Source organism: Thiomonas sp. FB-Cd, from assembly GCF_000733775.1.
In the GTDB taxonomy this organism is placed as follows: domain Bacteria; phylum Pseudomonadota; class Gammaproteobacteria; order Burkholderiales; family Burkholderiaceae_C; genus Thiomonas_A.
This window is the reverse complement of record NZ_JPOE01000002.1, coordinates 1,483,250-1,501,026: the sequence shown is the minus strand read 5'-3', so window position 1 is coordinate 1,501,026 and position 17,777 is coordinate 1,483,250. Positions and strand designations below refer to the sequence as shown.

Here is a 17,777-nt window from a genome sequence, read left to right as displayed (position 1 = left end):
TCCGGATTGGGACGTGATTCGTATGATTCGTGAATCAGTTCAGCGCGGCGATGATGCGCTGGGTGACGTCATCCACCGACCCGACGCCGGAAATTTTGCGCAGCTTGGGCGCGGCGGGGTCTCCGGTTTGCGTCCAGCGCATGTAGTAGTCCACCAGCGGACGTGTTTGCGTGTGATAGACGGCCAGGCGCTTGCGCACGGTTTCCTCGCGGTCGTCATCGCGCAGCACCAGATCCTCGCCGGTCACGTCATCCTTGCCGGGGACCTTCGGCGGGTTGTACTTGACGTGGTAAACGCGTCCCGAGGCCGGGTGTACCCGGCGCCCGCTGAGCCGCTCGACGATGTCCTCGTCGGGCACGTCAAAATCGACAACGTAGTCGATGGCCACACCCGCGGACTTGAGCGCATCGGCCTGCGCGATCGTGCGTGGAAAGCCGTCGAAAAGAAAGCCTCGCTCACAGTCAGGCTGCTGCAGGCGGTCGCGCACCAGACCGATGATGATGTCATCGGACACAAGTGCGCCGGAATCCATCACCGCCTTGGCCTTGAGCCCGAGGGGCGTGCCGGCCTTGACCGCGGCGCGCAGCATGTCGCCGGTTGAGATTTGCGGAATACCGTGGCGGGCGCAGATGCTGGCGGCCTGCGTACCTTTGCCAGCGCCGGGTGCGCCCAGCAAGATTAAACGCATGGAAACTCCCGTATTTTGTGGTTGGAACGAGGGATTGCAATACACATTTCAGAATAGCACGGGCACTGCGCCACCGGCCTGACAAACCTTCCTGGGCCGGCCTGCGAACGCCCCGGCAACCCGGGCGCATCGCACCTCGACGCTAGGCGCCGGGGTGCCCAAGCAGTCGCCGCACCCGCGTCAAATCTTCAGGCGTGTCGACCCCTGCAGCCGGCGGCGTCTTCAGCGTCAGCACGGCGATGCGCCAGCCATGCCAGAGCGCCCGCAACTGCTCCAGGGCTTCGTCCTGTTCCAGCGGGCACGACGGCAGTTGAGTGAATCGCTTGAGGGTCGCAGCCCGGTAGGCATAGAGTCCAACATGGCGCAAGAAGGGCAGCGCCGAAATCGAGGAGGGTAGGCTCGCCGCTGCGCCATGGGCGCCAGCCGGGCTCAGCCGCGCGAAGGCATCACGCCGCCAGGGAATGGGTGCGCGGGAGAACAGCAAGGCGTAGTGCCTCGCATCAAGCACCACCTTCACCACGTTCGGGTTGAACACTTCGGCGGCGTCGGTGATCGGGTGCGCGGCGGTGGCAATGTCAGCCTGCGGGTCATCGGCAAGGGCTTGCGCACAGGCGCGAATCAGGGCGGGGTCGATCAGCGGCTCATCGCCTTGGACGTTGATCACCACCTCCGACTCGGGCAGGGCGAGCCCAGCGGCAGCTTCGGCAATGCGGTCGGTGCCACTGGCATGTTCGGCGCCCGTGAGGAGCGCTTGCACCCCGTGATCGGCGCAGGCATGGGCGATGTCGGCGTCGTCGGTGGCCACCGCCACGAGCCGGGCACCGCTTTGCGCAGCGCGGCGCGCCACGTGGACCACCATGGGCAGGCCCGCGATGTCAGCCAGCGGCTTGGCGGGCAGACGGGTGGAGGCGCGGCGCGCAGGGATCAGGACGGTGAAGCCTGTCACCGTCAGGGTTCCGTGCCGCTGGCCGTGGGTGTTGGCGCTTCGCCAGACGGGACTTCAGCGCGGGCATCCGTGTCGCGTGCCTGTTCCACCAACATGACTGGAATTCCGTCGCGAATCGGAAAGGCAAGACGGTCGCGCGGGCAAAGGAGTTCCTGCGCGGCGCGCTCGTACTCAAGCGGGCCCTTGCAAATGGGGCAAACCAGCAGGTCAAGCAGACGTGAGTCCATGGGGGCGTTCCGTACGCGTACGCAATTGCGCTTGCAGCCAGGGGAAGAATGCGGGGTCGATGTCCAGTTCCAGTCCGATGGCCCACAGGCGCTCAAGCGGCATGACTGAAGCGTTGCATTTTAGGGCGTCCTTTTCCGTCATGAGAATCGCTGCAGCGGTCATCGCGGCAAAGGGATCGCGTTCGTAGCGGTGATGATCCGGCAAAGCCAGCGTGTGCGCCAGATGCACCCCTGCCTGGCGGAGCATGGCAAAAAACTGCTCGGGATTTCCAATGCCCGCTGCGGCAGCTACGCCAAGTCCGCCGCAACGCTGGAGGAATGCGTCGAGCGTAAGATGCTCGCCACTTTCGAGATTGCGTACGGCTCCAAGGTGCCTGCCAATCGCAAATCGCGGTGCCTCTGCGCGCACACGCTGCAGCACGTCGGGCGGCCCCAGGGTTGCAGCACGCGGCCGATTCCAGCTTTCGCGCAAGGGACCGGCCGGCAACAGCCAGCCATTGCCGGCGCCACGCGCGTCAACCACGACGAGCTCGACATCCCGCGCAAGTCCCAAGTGTTGCAGGCCATCGTCGCTGAGCAAGACATCAACCTGGGGATTCGCCCGCAGCAGGGCCTGTGCGGCACGCGGCCGGTTGCGGCCCACCCAGACGGGGCATTCCGACAGCCGCGCCAGCAGCAGCGGCTCGTCCCCGCTCTGGGTTGCATCGCCGTTGGGTAGCACATGCAGCGGGTCCGGCGCATGCTTGCTGCGGCCGTGACCGCGTGACACGATGCCAGGCTTCCAGCCCGCCGCGCGCAGGCTGCGGGCGATCGCCAGAACCAGCGGAGTCTTCCCCGTGCCGCCCACTGTGACATTGCCCACCACGATCACCGGAATCGATGCGCGCCAGTGCGGCAACCACCCTTGACGGTAGGCCAATCGCCGCACCGCGCCCAGCACGCCGAACACGCATGCCAGCGGCAGCAGTGCAATGGCGGGCAAGGACCGGCGCGTCCACCAAGCCGGCCAGCCAGCGTTGCCGTGCTGACTTTGGAAGGCGGCAGGATGCGATGCGGGATCCGGCAAACCGGTGGCGGATTTCACGAGCCCGATGAGCGTTGCGTGGCGAAGGTGAGTTGACTCAGTCCCGCAAGGCGTGCGGCTTCCATCACGTTGATCACCGACTGCTGCGTGCTTTGCGCGTCGGCGCTGATCACCACCATCGTGTTCGCATTGCCCTTGGCCGCCTGGGCCAGTGCGGTCACGATGTCGTTCACGCTGCGCGTGGGCAGGATGCGCCCGTTGACCGCATACGTGCCATCGGCAGCCACACCGACCACAACCTCATGCGTGTACGGTCGGGCCTTGGGCGCGTCAGCGGTGGGCAGGTTGATTTTCAGTTCGGTGTACTTCGAATATGTGGTGGTGATCATCAGAAAAATCAGGATCACCAACAACACGTCGATCAATGGAATGAGGTTGATTTCCGGATCGTCGGGGCGGGGGCGCTGGAAATTCATCGTGCGGTCACGGAAGGATCAAGCGCGGGCAGGCGAAGCACCTTCAACCTGAGGCTGAAGGTGCGTGGCCAGGCGCCTGGCAGCCTGTTCGAGTTCGATGCCGAAATCGTCAACGCGACCCCGGAAATAGCGATAGAACATTAGCGACGGCACGGCAATGATCAGACCGAAGGCGGTGTTGTACAGCGCCACAGAAATGCCATGGGCCAGCAAAGTGGGATTGGTGCTGCTTCCGGTTTGCGAGCCGAAGATCTCGATGAGGCCCACAACAGTGCCCAGCAGCCCGAGGAGTGGCGCAGCCGAGGCCACCGTGCCGAGGGCATTCAGGTAGCGCGCGAGCCGATGCATGACTGCCCGTCCACTGTTTTCCATGTCCTCGCGCAGGCTCTCCATGCTGGCGTGCGGCCTGCGCACGGCGCGAAACCCTGCGGCCAGCACTGCACCCAAGGGAGAATTGAGCTCCAGCTTGTCAATGGTGTCGGGCGTGGGCACAGTGGACGAAGACACCGCCATGGCCTCATCCAGGAGACGCGGCGGGATGACTCTGGCGGTTCGCAATGTGGACAGGCGCTCAAGGATGATTGCCAGCGCGGTGATGGAACAGGCAATCAGCGGCCAGATCGGCCAGCCTGCGGCTTCGACGATGCTCAGCAAGATGGGAACCTCGACGTCGGGAAAGTGAATGGGTGGTTGGAGGCCTGCATGGTAAACCGTGGCCAAGGGTATCTTTGCGAAGTCCACGTTGTGCCGCGCAGCACAGACGCGGGGGCCGCGAGGCCTGCTGGCTGACCGCTGGTTGCATGCTTGGGTCGGGGCCTTCGAGTTATCCCGGAAAATTGTGGATAACAATGTGCGCAACCCCGGGGAATTTGCCCCAGAAGGCCGAATTCCAAGGCTTGGAATTAATGTGACTGTTTTTTGAACACAAAAAAAGCATGATAAATCAACGACATAAAATGATTTTGCGCGATTTCTGCCATCCGAGTGGCACCGTGCCACGGACGCCGGCGAAATGTGGACATTTTCGATTGACTCAACAGCCAGAATCGGTTTTGCATCGTGCGGATTGAGCCTGGCCAGACCGAAGCGTGGAGCGTCAGCAGCTTGGCGCGGGCGCTTGCCGATACCTTGTTCGCGCGCTTCGGCGTCGTCACCGTGCAGGGTGAGATCAGCGGTTTCACCCGCGCAGCGAGCGGCCATTGCTATTTTTCTTTGCGCGACGAGGCCGCGCAGCTGAAGTGTGTGATGTTTCGCCAGCGTGCGGCCCTGGTGAACTTTGATGTGCGTGACGGCCAGCGCGTCGAGGTGAGGGCGGCGGTCGGCATCTATGAGCCTCGGGGTGATCTGCAACTCACGGTTGAGTCCTTGCGTGCAGCCGGACAGGGCGCCTTGCTGGAGCAGTTCCTTCGCCTGAAGGGCAAGTTGGAGGCCGAGGGGCTGTTCGATCCTGCGCGCAAACGCGTGCTGCCCGCGCACCCGCATGTAGTGGGTATCGTGACCTCGCCGCAGGCGGCAGCTTTGCAGGATGTGCTGGCGACGCTTGCGCGGCGCAGTCCGCAGGTGCGTGTGGTCATTTACCCCGCTTCAGTTCAGGGCACCGGTGCTGCTCTGGAACTGGCGCGGGCCGTGCACACGGCTGGGATGCGGCGCGAAGTGGACGTGCTGCTGCTCGTGCGCGGGGGCGGCGCGATGGAAGACCTCTGGGCCTTTAATGACGAGGCGCTGGCGCGCGCGCTGGCAGCCAGCCCGATTCCGGTGATCAGCGGAGTGGGTCATGAGACCGACTTCACCATTGCCGACTTTGTGGCCGACAGGCGTGCCACCACGCCCACGGCGGCAGCCGAACTGTGTGCACCGGCTTGGGCCGACCTGCGCCAGCAGGTCGCCAGCCAGGCGCGTGCGTTGCAGCAGGCTTGGCAAAGGCGGCTGGCACGCGAACAGCAGACGCTGGACCGGCTGCAACTGCGACTGCCCACGCCGCAACGCATGATGCACGCTGCTGCGTTGCACCTGCGCGACGTGCAGGCGCGTATGCAGAGCATCGTGCGCGCTGCGCTGGCGCAGCGCATGCAGTCGCTCGAGCATGTGTCGCGGCGGCTCGCAAGCCTTCCCATGCAAGGGCTGGCGAGACGCCAGCTCCAGTTCGCCGAGATCGAGCGACGCCTCAGCCAGGCGATCGTGCAGCGTATTCACCGCGATGCAGGCAGGCTTGATGGACTGCGGGAGCGTTTGACTCTGCTTGACCCCGCGGCGACATTGCAGCGGGGTTATTGCCTCGTGTGGCATGCGGGGGGTGCACTCGTGCAGGAGGCCAGCGAGGTGCAGGCCGGACAAGAGCTGGTGTTGGCGACGGCTGGATCGGCGGCGCGCCTTGCGGTGCGCTCGGCTGCAATCGTCGAGCATCCGCTGGCGGCCACACGGCAAACCGGGCCGGGCGAAAGTTCCTAGAATCGTCGGTTCGAATCGCTTCGTTCAAGAAAGGAAGGCCATCCCATGGAACACCAACTCCCCGCACTGCCGTTTACCCTGGATGCGCTGGCGCCGCACATGTCGCGCGAAACCCTGGAGTATCACCACGGCAAGCACCATCAGGCATACGTCACAAACCTGAACAACTTGATCAAGGGCACGGAATTTGAACCGCTGAGTCTGGAAGAGATCATCCGCAAGGCACCGGCCGGCGGCGTTTTCAACAATGCGGCCCAAGTCTGGAATCACACGTTTTTCTGGCATTGCCTGAGCCCCAAGGGCGGCGGCGAGCCCAGCGGAGCGTTGCTGGCTGCCATCAACGCCAAATGGGGTGGCTTTGCGGCCTTCAAGGAGGCGTTTCAAAAGTCAGCGGTGGGAAATTTCGGCTCGGGCTGGACGTGGCTCGTGAAGAAGCACGATGGGTCGGTGGACATCGTCAATACCAGCAATGGCGCGACGCCACTGACGACGGCCGACAAGCCGCTGTTGACCGTGGATGTGTGGGAGCATGCCTATTACATCGACTTTCGCAATCGCCGCCCGGACTTCGTCTCAACCTACCTGAATCACTTGGTTAACTGGTCCTTCGCGCAGAGTAACTTCGCCTGACTGGATGCGGGACAAGCCCCGCCGTTCCGGGCAGGAAGGGATCGCGCAAAGGGCAAAGGCGGGCCTTTGCCCTTTGCGCTCTGTTTGGTTGATGCCGCCTGTTTGCCCTGTATTTTGAGGGTGGCACTCGCCCGAATCGCCTGTGAAGTACGCGGAGTCGCCAGGCCCCCAGCAGCGCGACCCCACCGAAGCGGCTCATCGCGGCTCGATGCCGGGGCGAGCGCCGTAGGCATCGGTGTCTTTCGTGCGCAAGCGCTGGCCGCAGGCCAAGAGCGAAGAGACGTCAAGCAAGCAAAGGCTAGGGCAAGGCGCGCGGCGCGGTTCCGTCGTGCGCTTTTTTTGCCGGCTATTTCGCGGCGGTGCTGCCGAACGGCGCGCCGCGCAGTGTGAAGCCAGGCTTGATGCCGCGTTTGGCAAACCAGCCGATGGGCATTTCAAGCGCGAATCGCACGTTTTGCACCGCGCAGTGGCTGTCCAGGGTTTGCGGCTGCATGTCGGCGGTGTTCGTGATGGTGCCGTGGTCGTCGATGAACGCCACGGTCAGCGGAATCAATGTGTTTTTCATCCACATGCAGACTGGGCGATCGTCCTCAAAGACGAAGAGCATGCCATGGTTGCCGCTGAGTTCGCGGCGAAACATGAGGCCGGTTTCGCGCTCTTCGGACGTCCTGGCCACTTCGGCCTGGATGAGGTGCATGCCGGCTTGCAGCGTGGTCTGCGGAAGCACAGCGAGTTGCGCATGGGAAAAAGGCGCTGCCGCAGTCAGCACGACCGTCAGCACGATGCGCCACACGGGAGCGGGTCGCAGATTCATGAGGGGATAGGAGTGGGCATGCCAGAAACGCGCTCGAATTATCGGGCAAATGCGGCGGAGGCGACAGAACGCCTCGACGCAAATGCAACGAGGCGCCCGAAGGCGCCTCGTGATGTCCGGGCTGGAACGCGCCCGCCCTGGACCGCTAGACCGAGGGTTGATTACTTGGCGGCGGGAGCTGCTTCGGCCTTCTTCTCAACCTTCTTTTCCATCTTCTTTTCGACGCGCTTCTTGTGCTCGATCTTCTTGTGATGCTTCACAACCTTGTGCGCGGCAGGCTTAGCAGCCGCGGCAGGCTTGGAGGCTTCGGGGGCAGCCTGGGCCATCACGGCGGAGGCGAAGAACATGGCGAACACGGCGGCGAGAATCTTCTTCATGACTAACCTTTCATTGTGAATTTGAATGTGATCCGAGAGGATCGCTTCCTGTAACGCGGCTGCCCGAATTTCGGTTGACGCGCTTCGCACGCTTTGGGCACGCTTATCGGATGCGCGCAACCAGCCGCACTGGCGGGGCCGGAGTTGTGTGGCACGGCAGAAATCATGACTTGGATCAGTCTTATGTCTTATAAAAGACATCGTCAATTTCGCGCAGGCGGTCTAGAATGGCACGGTTCAAACCCCGGAGATCCACATGTACCAACACATTCGCGTGCCCGCCGAAGGGCAGCGCATCACCGTTGCGGCCGATCAGTCGATCAGCGTGCCGGACCACCCGATCATCCCCTTTATCGAAGGAGACGGCACAGGCGCCGATATCACCCCCGTGATGCTGAAGGTGGTGGATGCGGCCGTTGCCAAAGCCTACGGCGGCAAGCGCAAGATCTCCTGGATGGAGATCTACGCTGGCGAAAAGGCCACGCGCGTGTATGGTCCCGATGTGTGGTTGCCTGAAGAAACCATGCACGCGCTGAAGGATTTCGTCGTGTCGATCAAGGGGCCGCTGACCACGCCCGTGGGCGGTGGGATCCGCTCGCTCAATGTCGCACTTCGACAGGAACTCGACCTGTATGTGTGCCTGCGACCCGTGCGCTATTTCCAGGGGGTGCCTTCGCCGGTGAAGGAGCCGGAAAAGGTCGACATGGTGATCTTCCGGGAGAATTCGGAAGACATTTACGCCGGGATTGAGTGGCAGGCCGAGTCCGAAGGGGCAAAGAAGATCATCGATTTTCTGATCCGCGACATGGGGGTGAAGAAAATCCGGTTTCCGGCGACCTCGGGGATCGGGATCAAGCCCGTCTCACGCGAAGGGACCGAGCGCTTGGTGCGCAAGGCGATTCAGTATGCCATTGACAATGGGCGCAAGTCGGTGACGCTCGTGCACAAGGGCAACATCATGAAATTCACCGAGGGTGGGTTCCGTGACTGGGGCTACGCCCTTGCGCAGCGTGAATTTGGCGCGCAGCCCGTGGATGGCGGGCCGTGGTGCAGCTTCAAGAACCCGAAGACAGGGCAAGAGATCGTTGTCAAGGACATGATCGCCGACGCCTTTTTGCAGCAGATCATCCTGCGGCCGGCCGAATACGACGTGATCGCGACGCTCAACCTCAATGGTGACTACATCTCCGACGCGTTGGCTGCCCAAGTGGGGGGCATCGGCATTGCGCCGGGTGCGAATCTGTCGGATACGGTAGCAATGTTCGAGGCCACACATGGCACGGCGCCAAAATATGCCGGCAAGGACTATGTCAACCCGGGTTCAGAGATTCTTTCCGCCGAGATGATGCTGCGCCACATGGGGTGGGTGGAGGCAGCCGACTGCATCGTCGCGGCGATGGAACGCGCCATTCAGTCCAAACATGTCACGTATGACTTCGCCCGCTTGATGCCGGGCGCAACCCAGGTGTCGTGCTCAGGGTTCGGGCAGGTGATGATCGACCATATGTAGCAAGGACGAACGCTCCCGCCTCTCAACGCGCGGCGTTGTCGCGGGGGTGTCCCACGTCACAGACCCGAGCTGGACGGCCTTACTTCCGTCCAGACTGAGCGCGTTCTGCATGGGCGCGATCGCGGGCCGTTTCGACCCTGGTTGAACACATGCTCGCGCATTCCCCTTCCTCGCCCGGGCTGACGCGCAGCGTCACATAGGCGAAGCCGACCGGGCAGGGGCGGGTCAAGCGGGCGGTTTTCTTCTTTTTGCTTCGGACTTGCGCGCATGCTCGACGGTGCCCTGCGCGTCCACGTAGGCGCGGACGGTCTCAAGGGTCGCACCCCCCCCACGCTGCCCACGTAGTAGGCGCGGTGCCAGAACAGCGGCTTGGAGTAGAACGCGCTGAGATGCTGCGCGAATCGGATCCGAGCGCGACGTGCGCTGGCGGTCTTGAGGTTGTTGATCAACACCGAAATGTTCAGCGCCGGATGGATGTCGATCAGCAAGTGCACATGGTCGCTCTCGCCGCCGAACTCGATGAGATGGCATCGCCACGCCGCAAGGCAGTCGACGAACGCGCCGCGCAAGTAGCCGAGCAATTCTGGTGTGAGCGTCTTGCGTCGGTACTTGGTCACAAAAACGATGTGTAGCTTAATGCTTTAAACAGCATGTGAGCTCGACGAATTCGCATCGTGCATGATTGCGCCTTAACGTTTTTTTTGTGAGTCTAGCAGCATGCAACGGCGCAAAGTCACGTTCAAGCTCGACCCCAATGCGGCGCAAGCTGGGCGGCTTAAGGCGTGGACGCGGCTGCACTGCGAGTTGTACAACGCGGCGATCGAAGAGCGCATCGACGCCTGGGGCAAGGCGGGCAAATCCATCAGCGATTACGCGCAGCAGAACGCATTGCCGCAGATCAAGGCCGATCGACCCGAGCTCAACGAACTCGGCAGCCACGCGCTGCAGCAGACGCTGCGGCGGCTGGATCTCGCCTTCCAGTCGTTCTTTCGCCGGGTCAACGCTGGTCAAACGCCCGGCTTCCCGCGGTTCAAGGCCGCCAAGCGGTTCTCCGGCTTTGCCTACCCCGACCCGGCGGGATGGAAGCTGCTGCAAAACGGCCACCGCGGCGCCACGCTGCGGCTTGGCAGCGACAGCAGTGCCATGTCAATCCGGGCGCGTGGGCAGCATCGCTTCGGCGCTGACGCGAAGCCTGACGACATCACCCTCACGCGCAGGAACGATCAGTGGTTCGTGTCGGTGACGCTGCGCGTGCCCGAAGAAGCGTGCGCGCGGCAGCGCACCGATGATCAGCGCCGAGGCGTGGACTTCGGCATCAACGATTGGGCAACGTTCGACGACGGACAGACGATTGCGAACCCGCGCTGGATGCGCGAGGAACTGCCGCGCCTTGCCGCGCTGCAACGCCAGCGCGCACGCAAGCGCAAGGGGTCGATCCGATACAAGCGATTGAGCCAGCGCGTGGCGCGGCTGCATGATCGCATCGGCAACCTGCGCCGGGACTTCGTGCACAAGGAAACAACCAAGCTGGTACGGCAATGCGCCGTCCTGGCGACTGAGCAATTGGCCCCGAAGACCATGAGCCGCAGCGCGAAGGGCACGGTGGATGCACCGGGCCGGCGCGTGCGGCAAAAGGCCGGACTCAACCGGGAGATCCTCTCGGCGGGGTTCGGCATGGCGCATCCGATGCTCGCGTACAAAGCGGAAGAAACTGGTACGCGGCTGCATCTGAGCAACACGCGCCAGCTCAAACCGTCGCGACCAAAACAGCGCGTTGGTGGTGCTCATCGACGCGCACAACACGCCTGGGACGAGCGTGGCGGCGAGACCCAAACCTCGGCCACGGCAACGTGGCAAGTCGAAGTCTGTGACCCGCGAAACCCCCACGACAACCGCGCAAGCGTTTTAATGGCGGGAGAGTTCATTGGACCGAAGGGCATCGTGCGTTTTCGATCGCGCTCCCGTTCCGAGTGCGCGAGGACTTGATCCACGCCGCGCCGGCCCGCATGATGGCGCCGGCGTTGTCCTGATGCCCGCGGAGCCTTCCTTGTCGGTGCGGAATCCCTTGGTTTGACCCCAGGCCCCGCACAAGATGCGGCACTGAGCCTCGATTTGGCCAGGGCGCCATTGCGCGTCGAGCCGAGCCATGCGCAAGCGATTCCCAGGCGAACCCCCCGTCCCGCCTCAACGGTGACATCCATCGATGCCGGAACCTCGAACACCCCTCTGGCCCGGCCTTGGGTACAGCAAGGCGAAGGCGCCGACCCATGCTCTAAAAAAGCAAAGAGATTGTCACAAATCGTTAAAGCCCAAAATTGGTCTTCACGTCGTTCGACGAAAAAAGTTTGGGTCGAAGTAAGGGAAAACACCTATATTACTGGCATTTTTTTTGTTTGACGCCTCCTGTGCTCCGCCCTAAACTAAGACAACATATTGTCTTAGTAAGCGTTTTGGAAATGCCAGCCGAGAGGCTGCCTTGAGAGTTCAAAGGAGCTGGAATGCGTAATCTGAATGGAAAAACCGTGATCGTGACGGGTGGCGGAGGCGGGATCGGCGGGGCGGCGAGCCGGCGCTTTGCGCAGGAGGGTGCGAAGGTTGCGGTGTTTGACGTGAACCTGGAGGCGGCGCAGAAGGTGGCGGAGGCGATCCGGGCCGAAGGTGGTGCGGCGCAGGCGTTCGGGTGCGACATCACGCGGCGCGTCGAGGTGGACGCCGCGGTGGGCGGGGCCGAAGCGGCGTTGGGGCCGATCGGGGTGCTGGTGAACAACGCGGGCTGGGACGTGTTCAAGCCGTTCATCAAGACGCAGCCGGCGGAGTGGGACAAGCTGATTGGGATCAACCTGATTGGGGCGCTGCACATGCTGCACGCGGTGCTGCCGGGCATGGCCGAGCGCAGGTACGGGCGCATTGTGAACATTGCGTCGGACGCTGGGCGCGGGGGTTCGTCGGGGGAGGCGGTGTACGCGGCGTGCAAGGGCGGGCTGGTGGCGCTGTCGAAGACGCTGGCGCGTGAGCACGCGCGCCAGGGCATCACGGTCAACGTGGTGTGCCCGGGCCAACGGACACCGCCTTGCTGGCCGGTGTGGCCGAAGGGGCGCGGGACCCCGCCAAGCTGCTGGAGGCGTTCCGCAGCGCCATTCCGCTGGGGCGGCTGGGCCAGCCCGACGATCTGGCCAGCGCCATTGCGTTTTTCGGCAGCGATGATGCCAGTTTCATCACCGGTCAGGTCATCAGCGTGTCGGGCGGCCTGACCATGCACGGCTGATTCCGAGGCCGATTTTCAGCGAACATTCAAGGAGCCAGACATGAATTTTGAAGACATCCTGTACGACGTGCGCAACGGCGTGGCCTGGATCACGATCAACCGGCCGGAGAAGATGAACTCGTTTCGAGGCCAGACCTGCGACGAGATCATCCGGGCGCTGAACAAGGCGGGGTATGACAAGGGGGTGGGGGCCATTGTGCTGGCGGGGGCGGGGACCGGGCGTTTTGCACCGGCGGCGACCAGTCGGCCCACAACGGCAACTACGACGGGCGCGGCACCATCGGGCTGCCGATGGAGGAGCTGCACACGGCCATTCGCGATGTGCCCAAGCCGGTGATTGCGCGGGTGCAGGGCTTTGCCATTGGCGGGGGCAATGTGCTGTGCACGATCTGCGACCTGACGATTTGTTCGGAGAAGGCGATTTTTGGCCAGGTGGGCCCGAAGATGGGGTCGGTGGATCCGGGCTACGGGACGGCTTTTCTGGCGCGCGTGGTGGGCGAGAAGAAGGCGCGCGAGATCTGGTACCTGAACCGGCGCTACAGCGGTGCGCAGGCTGTGGCGATGGGGCTGGCCAACGTGTGCGTGCCGCACGAGCAGCTCGATGCGGAGGTGCAGAAGTGGGGCGAGGAGATTTGCGAGCGCAGTCCCACGGCGCTGGCCATTGCCAAGCGCAGCTTCAACGCCGACACCGCGCACCAGAGCGGGATCGCAGGCCTGGGCATGTACGCGCTCAAGCTGTACTACGACACGGAAGAGTCCCGCGAAGGTGTCAATGCGCTGAAAGAAAAACGCAAGCCGGATTTCCGCAAATACGCGAAGTAATTCATTCGACCGGAGCCCGAGCCATGCAAGTCGATGCCCCCAATTCGTCAGGCGCTGTGTGGTGGCCCGACCGCAGTACTGTGGAACATGCCAACCTCACACGCTTCATGCGTGCGCTCGGGGTTGAAAGTTTCGAGGCGCTCAATGAACGCGCCAGCGCCGATCCGGCGTGGTTTCATGACGCGCTGATCCGCTTCCTCGACTATCGATTCCAGCGACCCTACGAGCAGATCCTGGACCTTAGCGAGGGGCTTGCCTTTGCACACTGGTGCGTGGGTGGCACGACCAACGTGGTGCTCAACTGCATCGACCGGCGACGCGACACGGCGCGCTACACACAACCGGCGCTGGTCTGGGAAGGTGAAGACGGCGTCGTGACCACCTGGACTTTTGCCGACATCGATCGCGAGACATGCCGCCTCAGTTGGGGTCTGCGCAACCTGGGGTTGGGACGTGGTGATGTGATTGGCATGTACATGCCAAACTTGCCCCAGGCTGCGGCCGCGATGCTTGCGGTCGCAAAAATCGGCGGTATTGTGCTTCCCATGTTTTCGGGCTTTGGCGCCGACGCCATCGCGCAGCGCCTGAATGATGGCCAGGCCAAGGCGCTGATCACGGTCGACGGCTCCTTGCGGCGTGGCAAGCCGGTCGGCGCCAAGGCGATCGCCGACGAGGCGCTGCTCCATTGTCCCGGCGTGCGTCACGTCGTGGTCCTGAGCCATCTCGCCACCAAGCATGGATGGACATACGCACGTGATCACTGGTGGCATGAGCTCGCCGCCGGCGCGCCTGAGGACTGCACGGCCGTGCCAACGGAACACATGCCAGCCGACGATCCGTTCCTGCTGATATTTACATCAGGCACCAGCGGCAAGCCGAAGGGCGTCGTGCATACGCATTGCGGTTTCCCGGTCAAGACGGCGCTGGATCTTTCGATCTGCATGGATCTCAAGCCCGAAGACCGCTTCTTGTGGATGTCGGACATGGGTTGGCTGGTCGGTCCGATCCTCGTCTTCGGCGGGCTGCAGGTCGGTGCCACGGTGGTGCTGGCAGAGGGTGCCCCCAATTTCCCGCAGCCTGATCGCCTGTGGCGCGTCATTGAGCGTCATCGCGTTACCTACCTCGGTCTCGCACCCACTGTGGCACGGCTGTCGATGTCGCTTGGGGATGACGCCATCCGAGACATTGATCTCACATCGCTGCGTGTCATTGTCTCCACCGGCGAACCCTGGACTCCCGAAGCCTGGCAGTGGACCTTCGAGCAGGTGGGACGGCGGCGAGTCCCGCTGCTCAACTATTCCGGAGGAACCGAGATTGGCGGCATCCTGACGGGCACGGTGATTCATCCGCTCAAGCCCTGTGCCTTTGCTGGACCGGTGCCGGGCACCGGCGCCGACGTGGTCGATGCCGAAGGCAACAGCGTCGGTCCCAATGTGATGGGCGAGCTGGTGATGCGCAGCCCCAGCATCGGGCTCACGCGTGGTTTGTGGCACGACCGGGAACGCTACCTTCAAAGCTACTGGTCACGCCTGCCCAACCTGTGGGTGCACGGCGACTTCGCCAGCCGCGACGCTGACGGCATGTGGTATGTGCACGGCCGCTCTGACGACACGCTCAAGATCGCTGGCAAGCGCACCGGTCCCTTCGAAATCGAGGCGCTGCTGATGGCGACCGGCCTCGTGCTCGACGCGGCAGCGATCGGCGTGCCGCATGCCGTCAAAGGTACTGCGGTGGTCTGCGTTTGCGTGCCGCGCCCCGGTATCGAGGTGGATGGAGCAGCCAAAATCCTTTCTGCCGCCGTGGCCGAAGGGCTGGGCGGGGCATTTCGGCCAGCCCAAGTGGTCTTCGTTGGCGACCTGCCACGCACTCGCAACATGAAAGTGATGCGCCGCCTCGTCCGTACCGCATGGCTCGGAGAGGACTCGGGCGACCTGAGCACGCTGGTGAACCCGGAATCCGTCGAGGCCATTCGCGCGGCGTACATGGCGCAGGGGACAACGTGATGCATACGACGCGCCTCCCGAGGTCGGCCGGGCGTCCGTCGCCGCGTGCCTTGGCCAGTGCGCCATTGGCAACACCCTGAGCCTGTCCTGGTCGACCACCATTCAGGGTTCCCATTTCGCAAAGCAATCAAGAGATCCATCATGGCACTCGACGCCGAATCCTTTGACATCCTGCTGCACACCATCCAGCGCTTCGTGCGCGAGCGACTGGTGCCAGCGGAAAACTACCTCGAAGAGCACGACGACGTGCCGGCCGACATCATCGACGACATGAAGGAAATGGGCCTGTTCGGCCTGACCGTGCCCGAGGAGTACGGCGGCATCGGCCTGTCGGTGAGCCAGGAGGTGGTGGTGAATTACGAGCTCGGACGCACCGCAGCCGCCTTCCGCTCGGTGTTCGGCACCAACATCGGCATTGGCTCGCAAGGCATCTTGATGGACGGCACGCCCGAGCAGAAGGCCGAGTACCTGCCCAAGGTGGCCAGTGGTGAACTGATCATGTCGTTTGCACTCACCGAGCCAGACGCTGGCACCGACGCGGCCTCGCTCAAGACACGGGCTGAGCTCGACGGTGACCACTACGTGCTCAACGGGACCAAGCGCTACATCACCAACGCGCCGCGCGCCGGCGCCTTCACGCTGATGGCTCGCACCGGCGGATCCGGTGCGAGCGGGGTGTCGTCCTTCATCGTGCCGGCCCACACCCCTGGCCTCAAGCTTGGCAAGAACGACAAGAAGATGGGCCAGCGCGGCACCAAGACCTGCGACGTAATCCTGGAGAGCGTGCGCGTGCCCGTGACCAGCATCATCGGCGGTGTGCCGGGGCAGGGTTTCAAGACGGCGATGAAGGTGCTGGACCGCGGCCGCCTCAACATTGCAGCGGTGTCGTGCGGCATGGCGTCGCGCATCCTGGACGAATCACGGCGCTATGCACGTGAGCGCAAGCAGTTCGGCAAAGCGATTGGGCAGTTCCAGCTGATCCAGGCCATGCTTGCCGACAGTCAAGCTGAGCTGCTGGCGGGCTGGTCGCTGGTGAAAGACGTCGCTCAGCGCTTCGATGGCAAGCCGGCGCATGTGTCCGATCCGGACGTCTCGATGCGCGTATCCTGCGCCAAGCTCTTTGCCACCGAGATGGTGGGCCGCGTGGCCGACCGCGGCGTGCAGATTCACGGCGGCGCCGGATACATTAACGAATACCCGGTGGAGCGCTTCTACCGCGATGCGCGCCTGCTGCGTCTGTACGAAGGCACCACGCAAGTCCAGCAACTCATCATCGGTCGGGAGCTTCTGCGCGCCGATTGATGGCAGCCCACAGCCTGCGTCTCTCCAAACGTTAACCAAGGACACTCCATGTCGACCAAGTCCACCCACGCAACCTTCAGCTGGGAAGATCCCTTTCACCTCAGCGCGCAGCTCACCGATGACGAACGCCAGGTGCAGGACGCCGCCCGTGCCTACGCCCAGGAAAAGCTCCTGCCGCGCGCGCAGCTGGCGTTCCGCAACGAGAGCACCGATGCATCCATCTTCCGCGAGATGGGCGAGCTCGGCCTGCTGGGGCCCACCATTCCCGAGCAGTACGGCGGCGCCGGGCTGAACTACGTCTGCTATGGCCTGGTCGCGCGCGAAGTCGAGCGCGTGGACTCCGGCTACCGCAGCATGATGAGTGTTCAGAGCTCACTGGTCATGGTGCCCATCAACGAATTCGGCACTGAGGCGCAGAAGCGGAAGTACCTGCCCAAGCTCGCCACAGGCGAGTGGATCGGCTGCTTCGGTCTGACCGAACCCAACCACGGCAGCGACCCCGGCGGCATGATCACACGCGCCAGGAAGGTGGACGGCGGCTACAGCCTGAGTGGCGCCAAAATGTGGATCACCAACAGTCCCATCGCCGACGTGTTCGTGGTCTGGGCCAAGGACGACGGGGGCCAGATCCGCGGTTTCATCCTTGAAAAGGGCTGGAAGGGGCTGAGCGCCCCGGCAGTCCATGGCAAGGTCGGCCTGCGCACCAGCATCACCGGCGAAATCGTCATGGACGAGGTCTTCGTGCCGGAAGAAAATGCCTTTCCCGATGTGCGCGGCTTGAAGGGCCCGTTCACCTGCCTCAACAGCGCGCGCTTCGGCATTGCCTGGGGGGCGTTGGGCGCAGCCGAGGACTGCTACTTCCGCGCCCGCCAGTACGTGCTGGACCGCAAGCAGTTCGGCCGCCCGCTGGCCGCCAACCAGCTCATCCAGAAGAAGCTGGCCGACATGCTGACCGAGATCAGCCTGGGCCTGCAGGGCTGCTTGCGCCTGGGCCGCATGAAGGACGAAGGCACCGCCGCGGTGGAGATCACCAGCATCCTCAAGCGCAACAGCTGTGGCAAGGCGCTGGACATCGCCCGCCTTGCGCGCGACATGATGGGGGGCAACGGCATCAGCGACGAGTTTGGCGTTGCGCGCCACCTGGTGAACCTGGAGGTGGTGAACACCTACGAAGGCACACACGACGTGCACGCGCTGATCCTGGGGCGTGCAATCACGGGCATCGCGGCGTTTGCGAACTGACGG

16 protein-coding genes and 2 pseudogenes are annotated in these 17,777 nt (G+C 63.5%); 9 read left to right on the top strand and 9 right to left on the bottom strand.

Translation table 11 applies throughout. The features are described 5' to 3' along the window. Window positions 1–34: 34 nt before the first annotated feature. The 6 genes from adk to CD04_RS0107350 all read right to left on the bottom strand — a co-directional run bounded on the left by adk (window position 35) and on the right by CD04_RS0107350 (window position 4,015). Window positions 35–688: an adenylate kinase gene (gene adk, locus CD04_RS0107375; RefSeq protein WP_031405488.1), complete on the bottom strand. Its 654-nt coding sequence runs from the start codon at window positions 686–688 to the stop codon at window positions 35–37. 142 nt (window positions 689–830) lie between these two features. Then, a complete protein-coding gene (gene kdsB / locus CD04_RS0107370) occupies window positions 831–1,640 on the bottom strand; it encodes a 3-deoxy-manno-octulosonate cytidylyltransferase (protein ID WP_031405486.1) in 810 nt (269 codons plus the stop codon). Then, entirely contained in the window at window positions 1,637–1,861 is a 225-nt protein-coding gene (locus CD04_RS0107365) for a Trm112 family protein (protein ID WP_031405484.1), read from the bottom strand. The genes kdsB and CD04_RS0107365 overlap by 4 nt, the downstream gene beginning before the upstream one ends. Continuing rightward, window positions 1,842–2,843 (bottom strand): tetraacyldisaccharide 4'-kinase, encoded by a 1,002-nt coding sequence (gene lpxK / locus CD04_RS0107360; RefSeq protein ID WP_369792822.1) that lies wholly within the window; start codon window positions 2,841–2,843, stop codon window positions 1,842–1,844. Before lpxK ends, CD04_RS0107365 begins: the two co-directional genes overlap by 20 nt. Window positions 2,844–2,941: 98 nt before the next feature. Beyond that, a complete protein-coding gene (locus CD04_RS0107355) occupies window positions 2,942–3,361 on the bottom strand; it encodes a biopolymer transporter ExbD (RefSeq protein WP_031405479.1) in 420 nt (139 codons plus the stop codon). An 18-nt stretch (window positions 3,362–3,379) separates the two neighbouring features. After that, window positions 3,380–4,015 carry a MotA/TolQ/ExbB proton channel family protein gene (locus CD04_RS0107350; protein ID WP_038168101.1) on the bottom strand — a complete coding sequence of 212 codons (636 nt, stop codon included), beginning with the start codon at window positions 4,013–4,015 and terminating at the stop codon, window positions 3,380–3,382. Between the two features lie 405 nt (window positions 4,016–4,420). On the opposite strand from CD04_RS0107350, the gene xseA reads away from it, so the two are divergent. Together xseA and CD04_RS24485 are read left to right on the top strand one after the other, a co-directional pair. Then, on the top strand, window positions 4,421–5,809 hold the full coding sequence (gene xseA, locus CD04_RS0107340; RefSeq protein WP_051849006.1) for an exodeoxyribonuclease VII large subunit: 1,389 nt from the start codon (window positions 4,421–4,423) through the stop codon (window positions 5,807–5,809). A 45-nt stretch (window positions 5,810–5,854) separates the two neighbouring features. Next, window positions 5,855–6,439, top strand: a complete 585-nt coding sequence (locus CD04_RS24485) for a superoxide dismutase (RefSeq protein ID WP_031405474.1) — start codon at window positions 5,855–5,857, stop codon at window positions 6,437–6,439. 346 nt (window positions 6,440–6,785) lie between these two features. Here the strand turns inward: CD04_RS24485 and CD04_RS0107330 are convergent, their stop codons facing one another. After that, window positions 6,786–7,253: a DUF192 domain-containing protein gene (locus CD04_RS0107330; protein WP_031405472.1), complete on the bottom strand. Its 468-nt coding sequence runs from the start codon at window positions 7,251–7,253 to the stop codon at window positions 6,786–6,788. Between the two features lie 161 nt (window positions 7,254–7,414). Then, a complete protein-coding gene (locus tag CD04_RS0107325) occupies window positions 7,415–7,630 on the bottom strand; it encodes a hypothetical protein (RefSeq protein ID WP_031405471.1) in 216 nt (71 codons plus the stop codon). Between the two features lie 256 nt (window positions 7,631–7,886). Here CD04_RS0107325 and icd point away from each other — a divergent pair, with 256 nt between their 5' ends. Beyond that, window positions 7,887–9,140 carry an NADP-dependent isocitrate dehydrogenase gene (icd, locus tag CD04_RS0107320; RefSeq protein ID WP_031405469.1) on the top strand — a complete coding sequence of 418 codons (1,254 nt, stop codon included), beginning with the start codon at window positions 7,887–7,889 and terminating at the stop codon, window positions 9,138–9,140. 56 nt (window positions 9,141–9,196) lie between these two features. Here the strand turns inward: icd and tnpA are convergent, their stop codons facing one another. After that, window positions 9,197–9,766 (bottom strand): IS200/IS605 family transposase, encoded by a 570-nt coding sequence (gene tnpA, locus CD04_RS23095; protein WP_255333630.1) that lies wholly within the window; start codon window positions 9,764–9,766, stop codon window positions 9,197–9,199. Between the two features lie 91 nt (window positions 9,767–9,857). On the opposite strand from tnpA, the gene CD04_RS21580 reads away from it, so the two are divergent. The 6 genes and pseudogenes from CD04_RS21580 to CD04_RS0107285 all read left to right on the top strand — a co-directional run bounded on the left by CD04_RS21580 (window position 9,858) and on the right by CD04_RS0107285 (window position 17,774). Next, window positions 9,858–11,126 (top strand): RNA-guided endonuclease TnpB family protein, encoded by a 1,269-nt coding sequence (locus tag CD04_RS21580; protein ID WP_038167583.1) that lies wholly within the window; start codon window positions 9,858–9,860, stop codon window positions 11,124–11,126. 512 nt (window positions 11,127–11,638) lie between these two features. After that, window positions 11,639–12,405 (top strand): annotated as a pseudogene (gene badH / locus CD04_RS21575) (2-hydroxycyclohexanecarboxyl-CoA dehydrogenase). 40 nt (window positions 12,406–12,445) lie between these two features. Beyond that, a pseudogene (gene badI / locus CD04_RS21570) lies at window positions 12,446–13,227 on the top strand (2-ketocyclohexanecarboxyl-CoA hydrolase). Window positions 13,228–13,250: 23 nt separating this feature from the next. Beyond that, window positions 13,251–15,230, top strand: coding sequence for an AMP-binding protein (locus tag CD04_RS0107295; protein WP_031405465.1), 1,980 nt, complete (start codon window positions 13,251–13,253; stop codon window positions 15,228–15,230). 141 nt (window positions 15,231–15,371) lie between these two features. Beyond that, window positions 15,372–16,532, top strand: a complete 1,161-nt coding sequence (locus CD04_RS0107290) for an acyl-CoA dehydrogenase family protein (protein WP_031405463.1) — start codon at window positions 15,372–15,374, stop codon at window positions 16,530–16,532. Window positions 16,533–16,580: 48 nt separating this feature from the next. After that, window positions 16,581–17,774, top strand: coding sequence for an acyl-CoA dehydrogenase (locus CD04_RS0107285; RefSeq protein WP_031405460.1), 1,194 nt, complete (start codon window positions 16,581–16,583; stop codon window positions 17,772–17,774). Window positions 17,775–17,777: the final 3 nt, after the last annotated feature.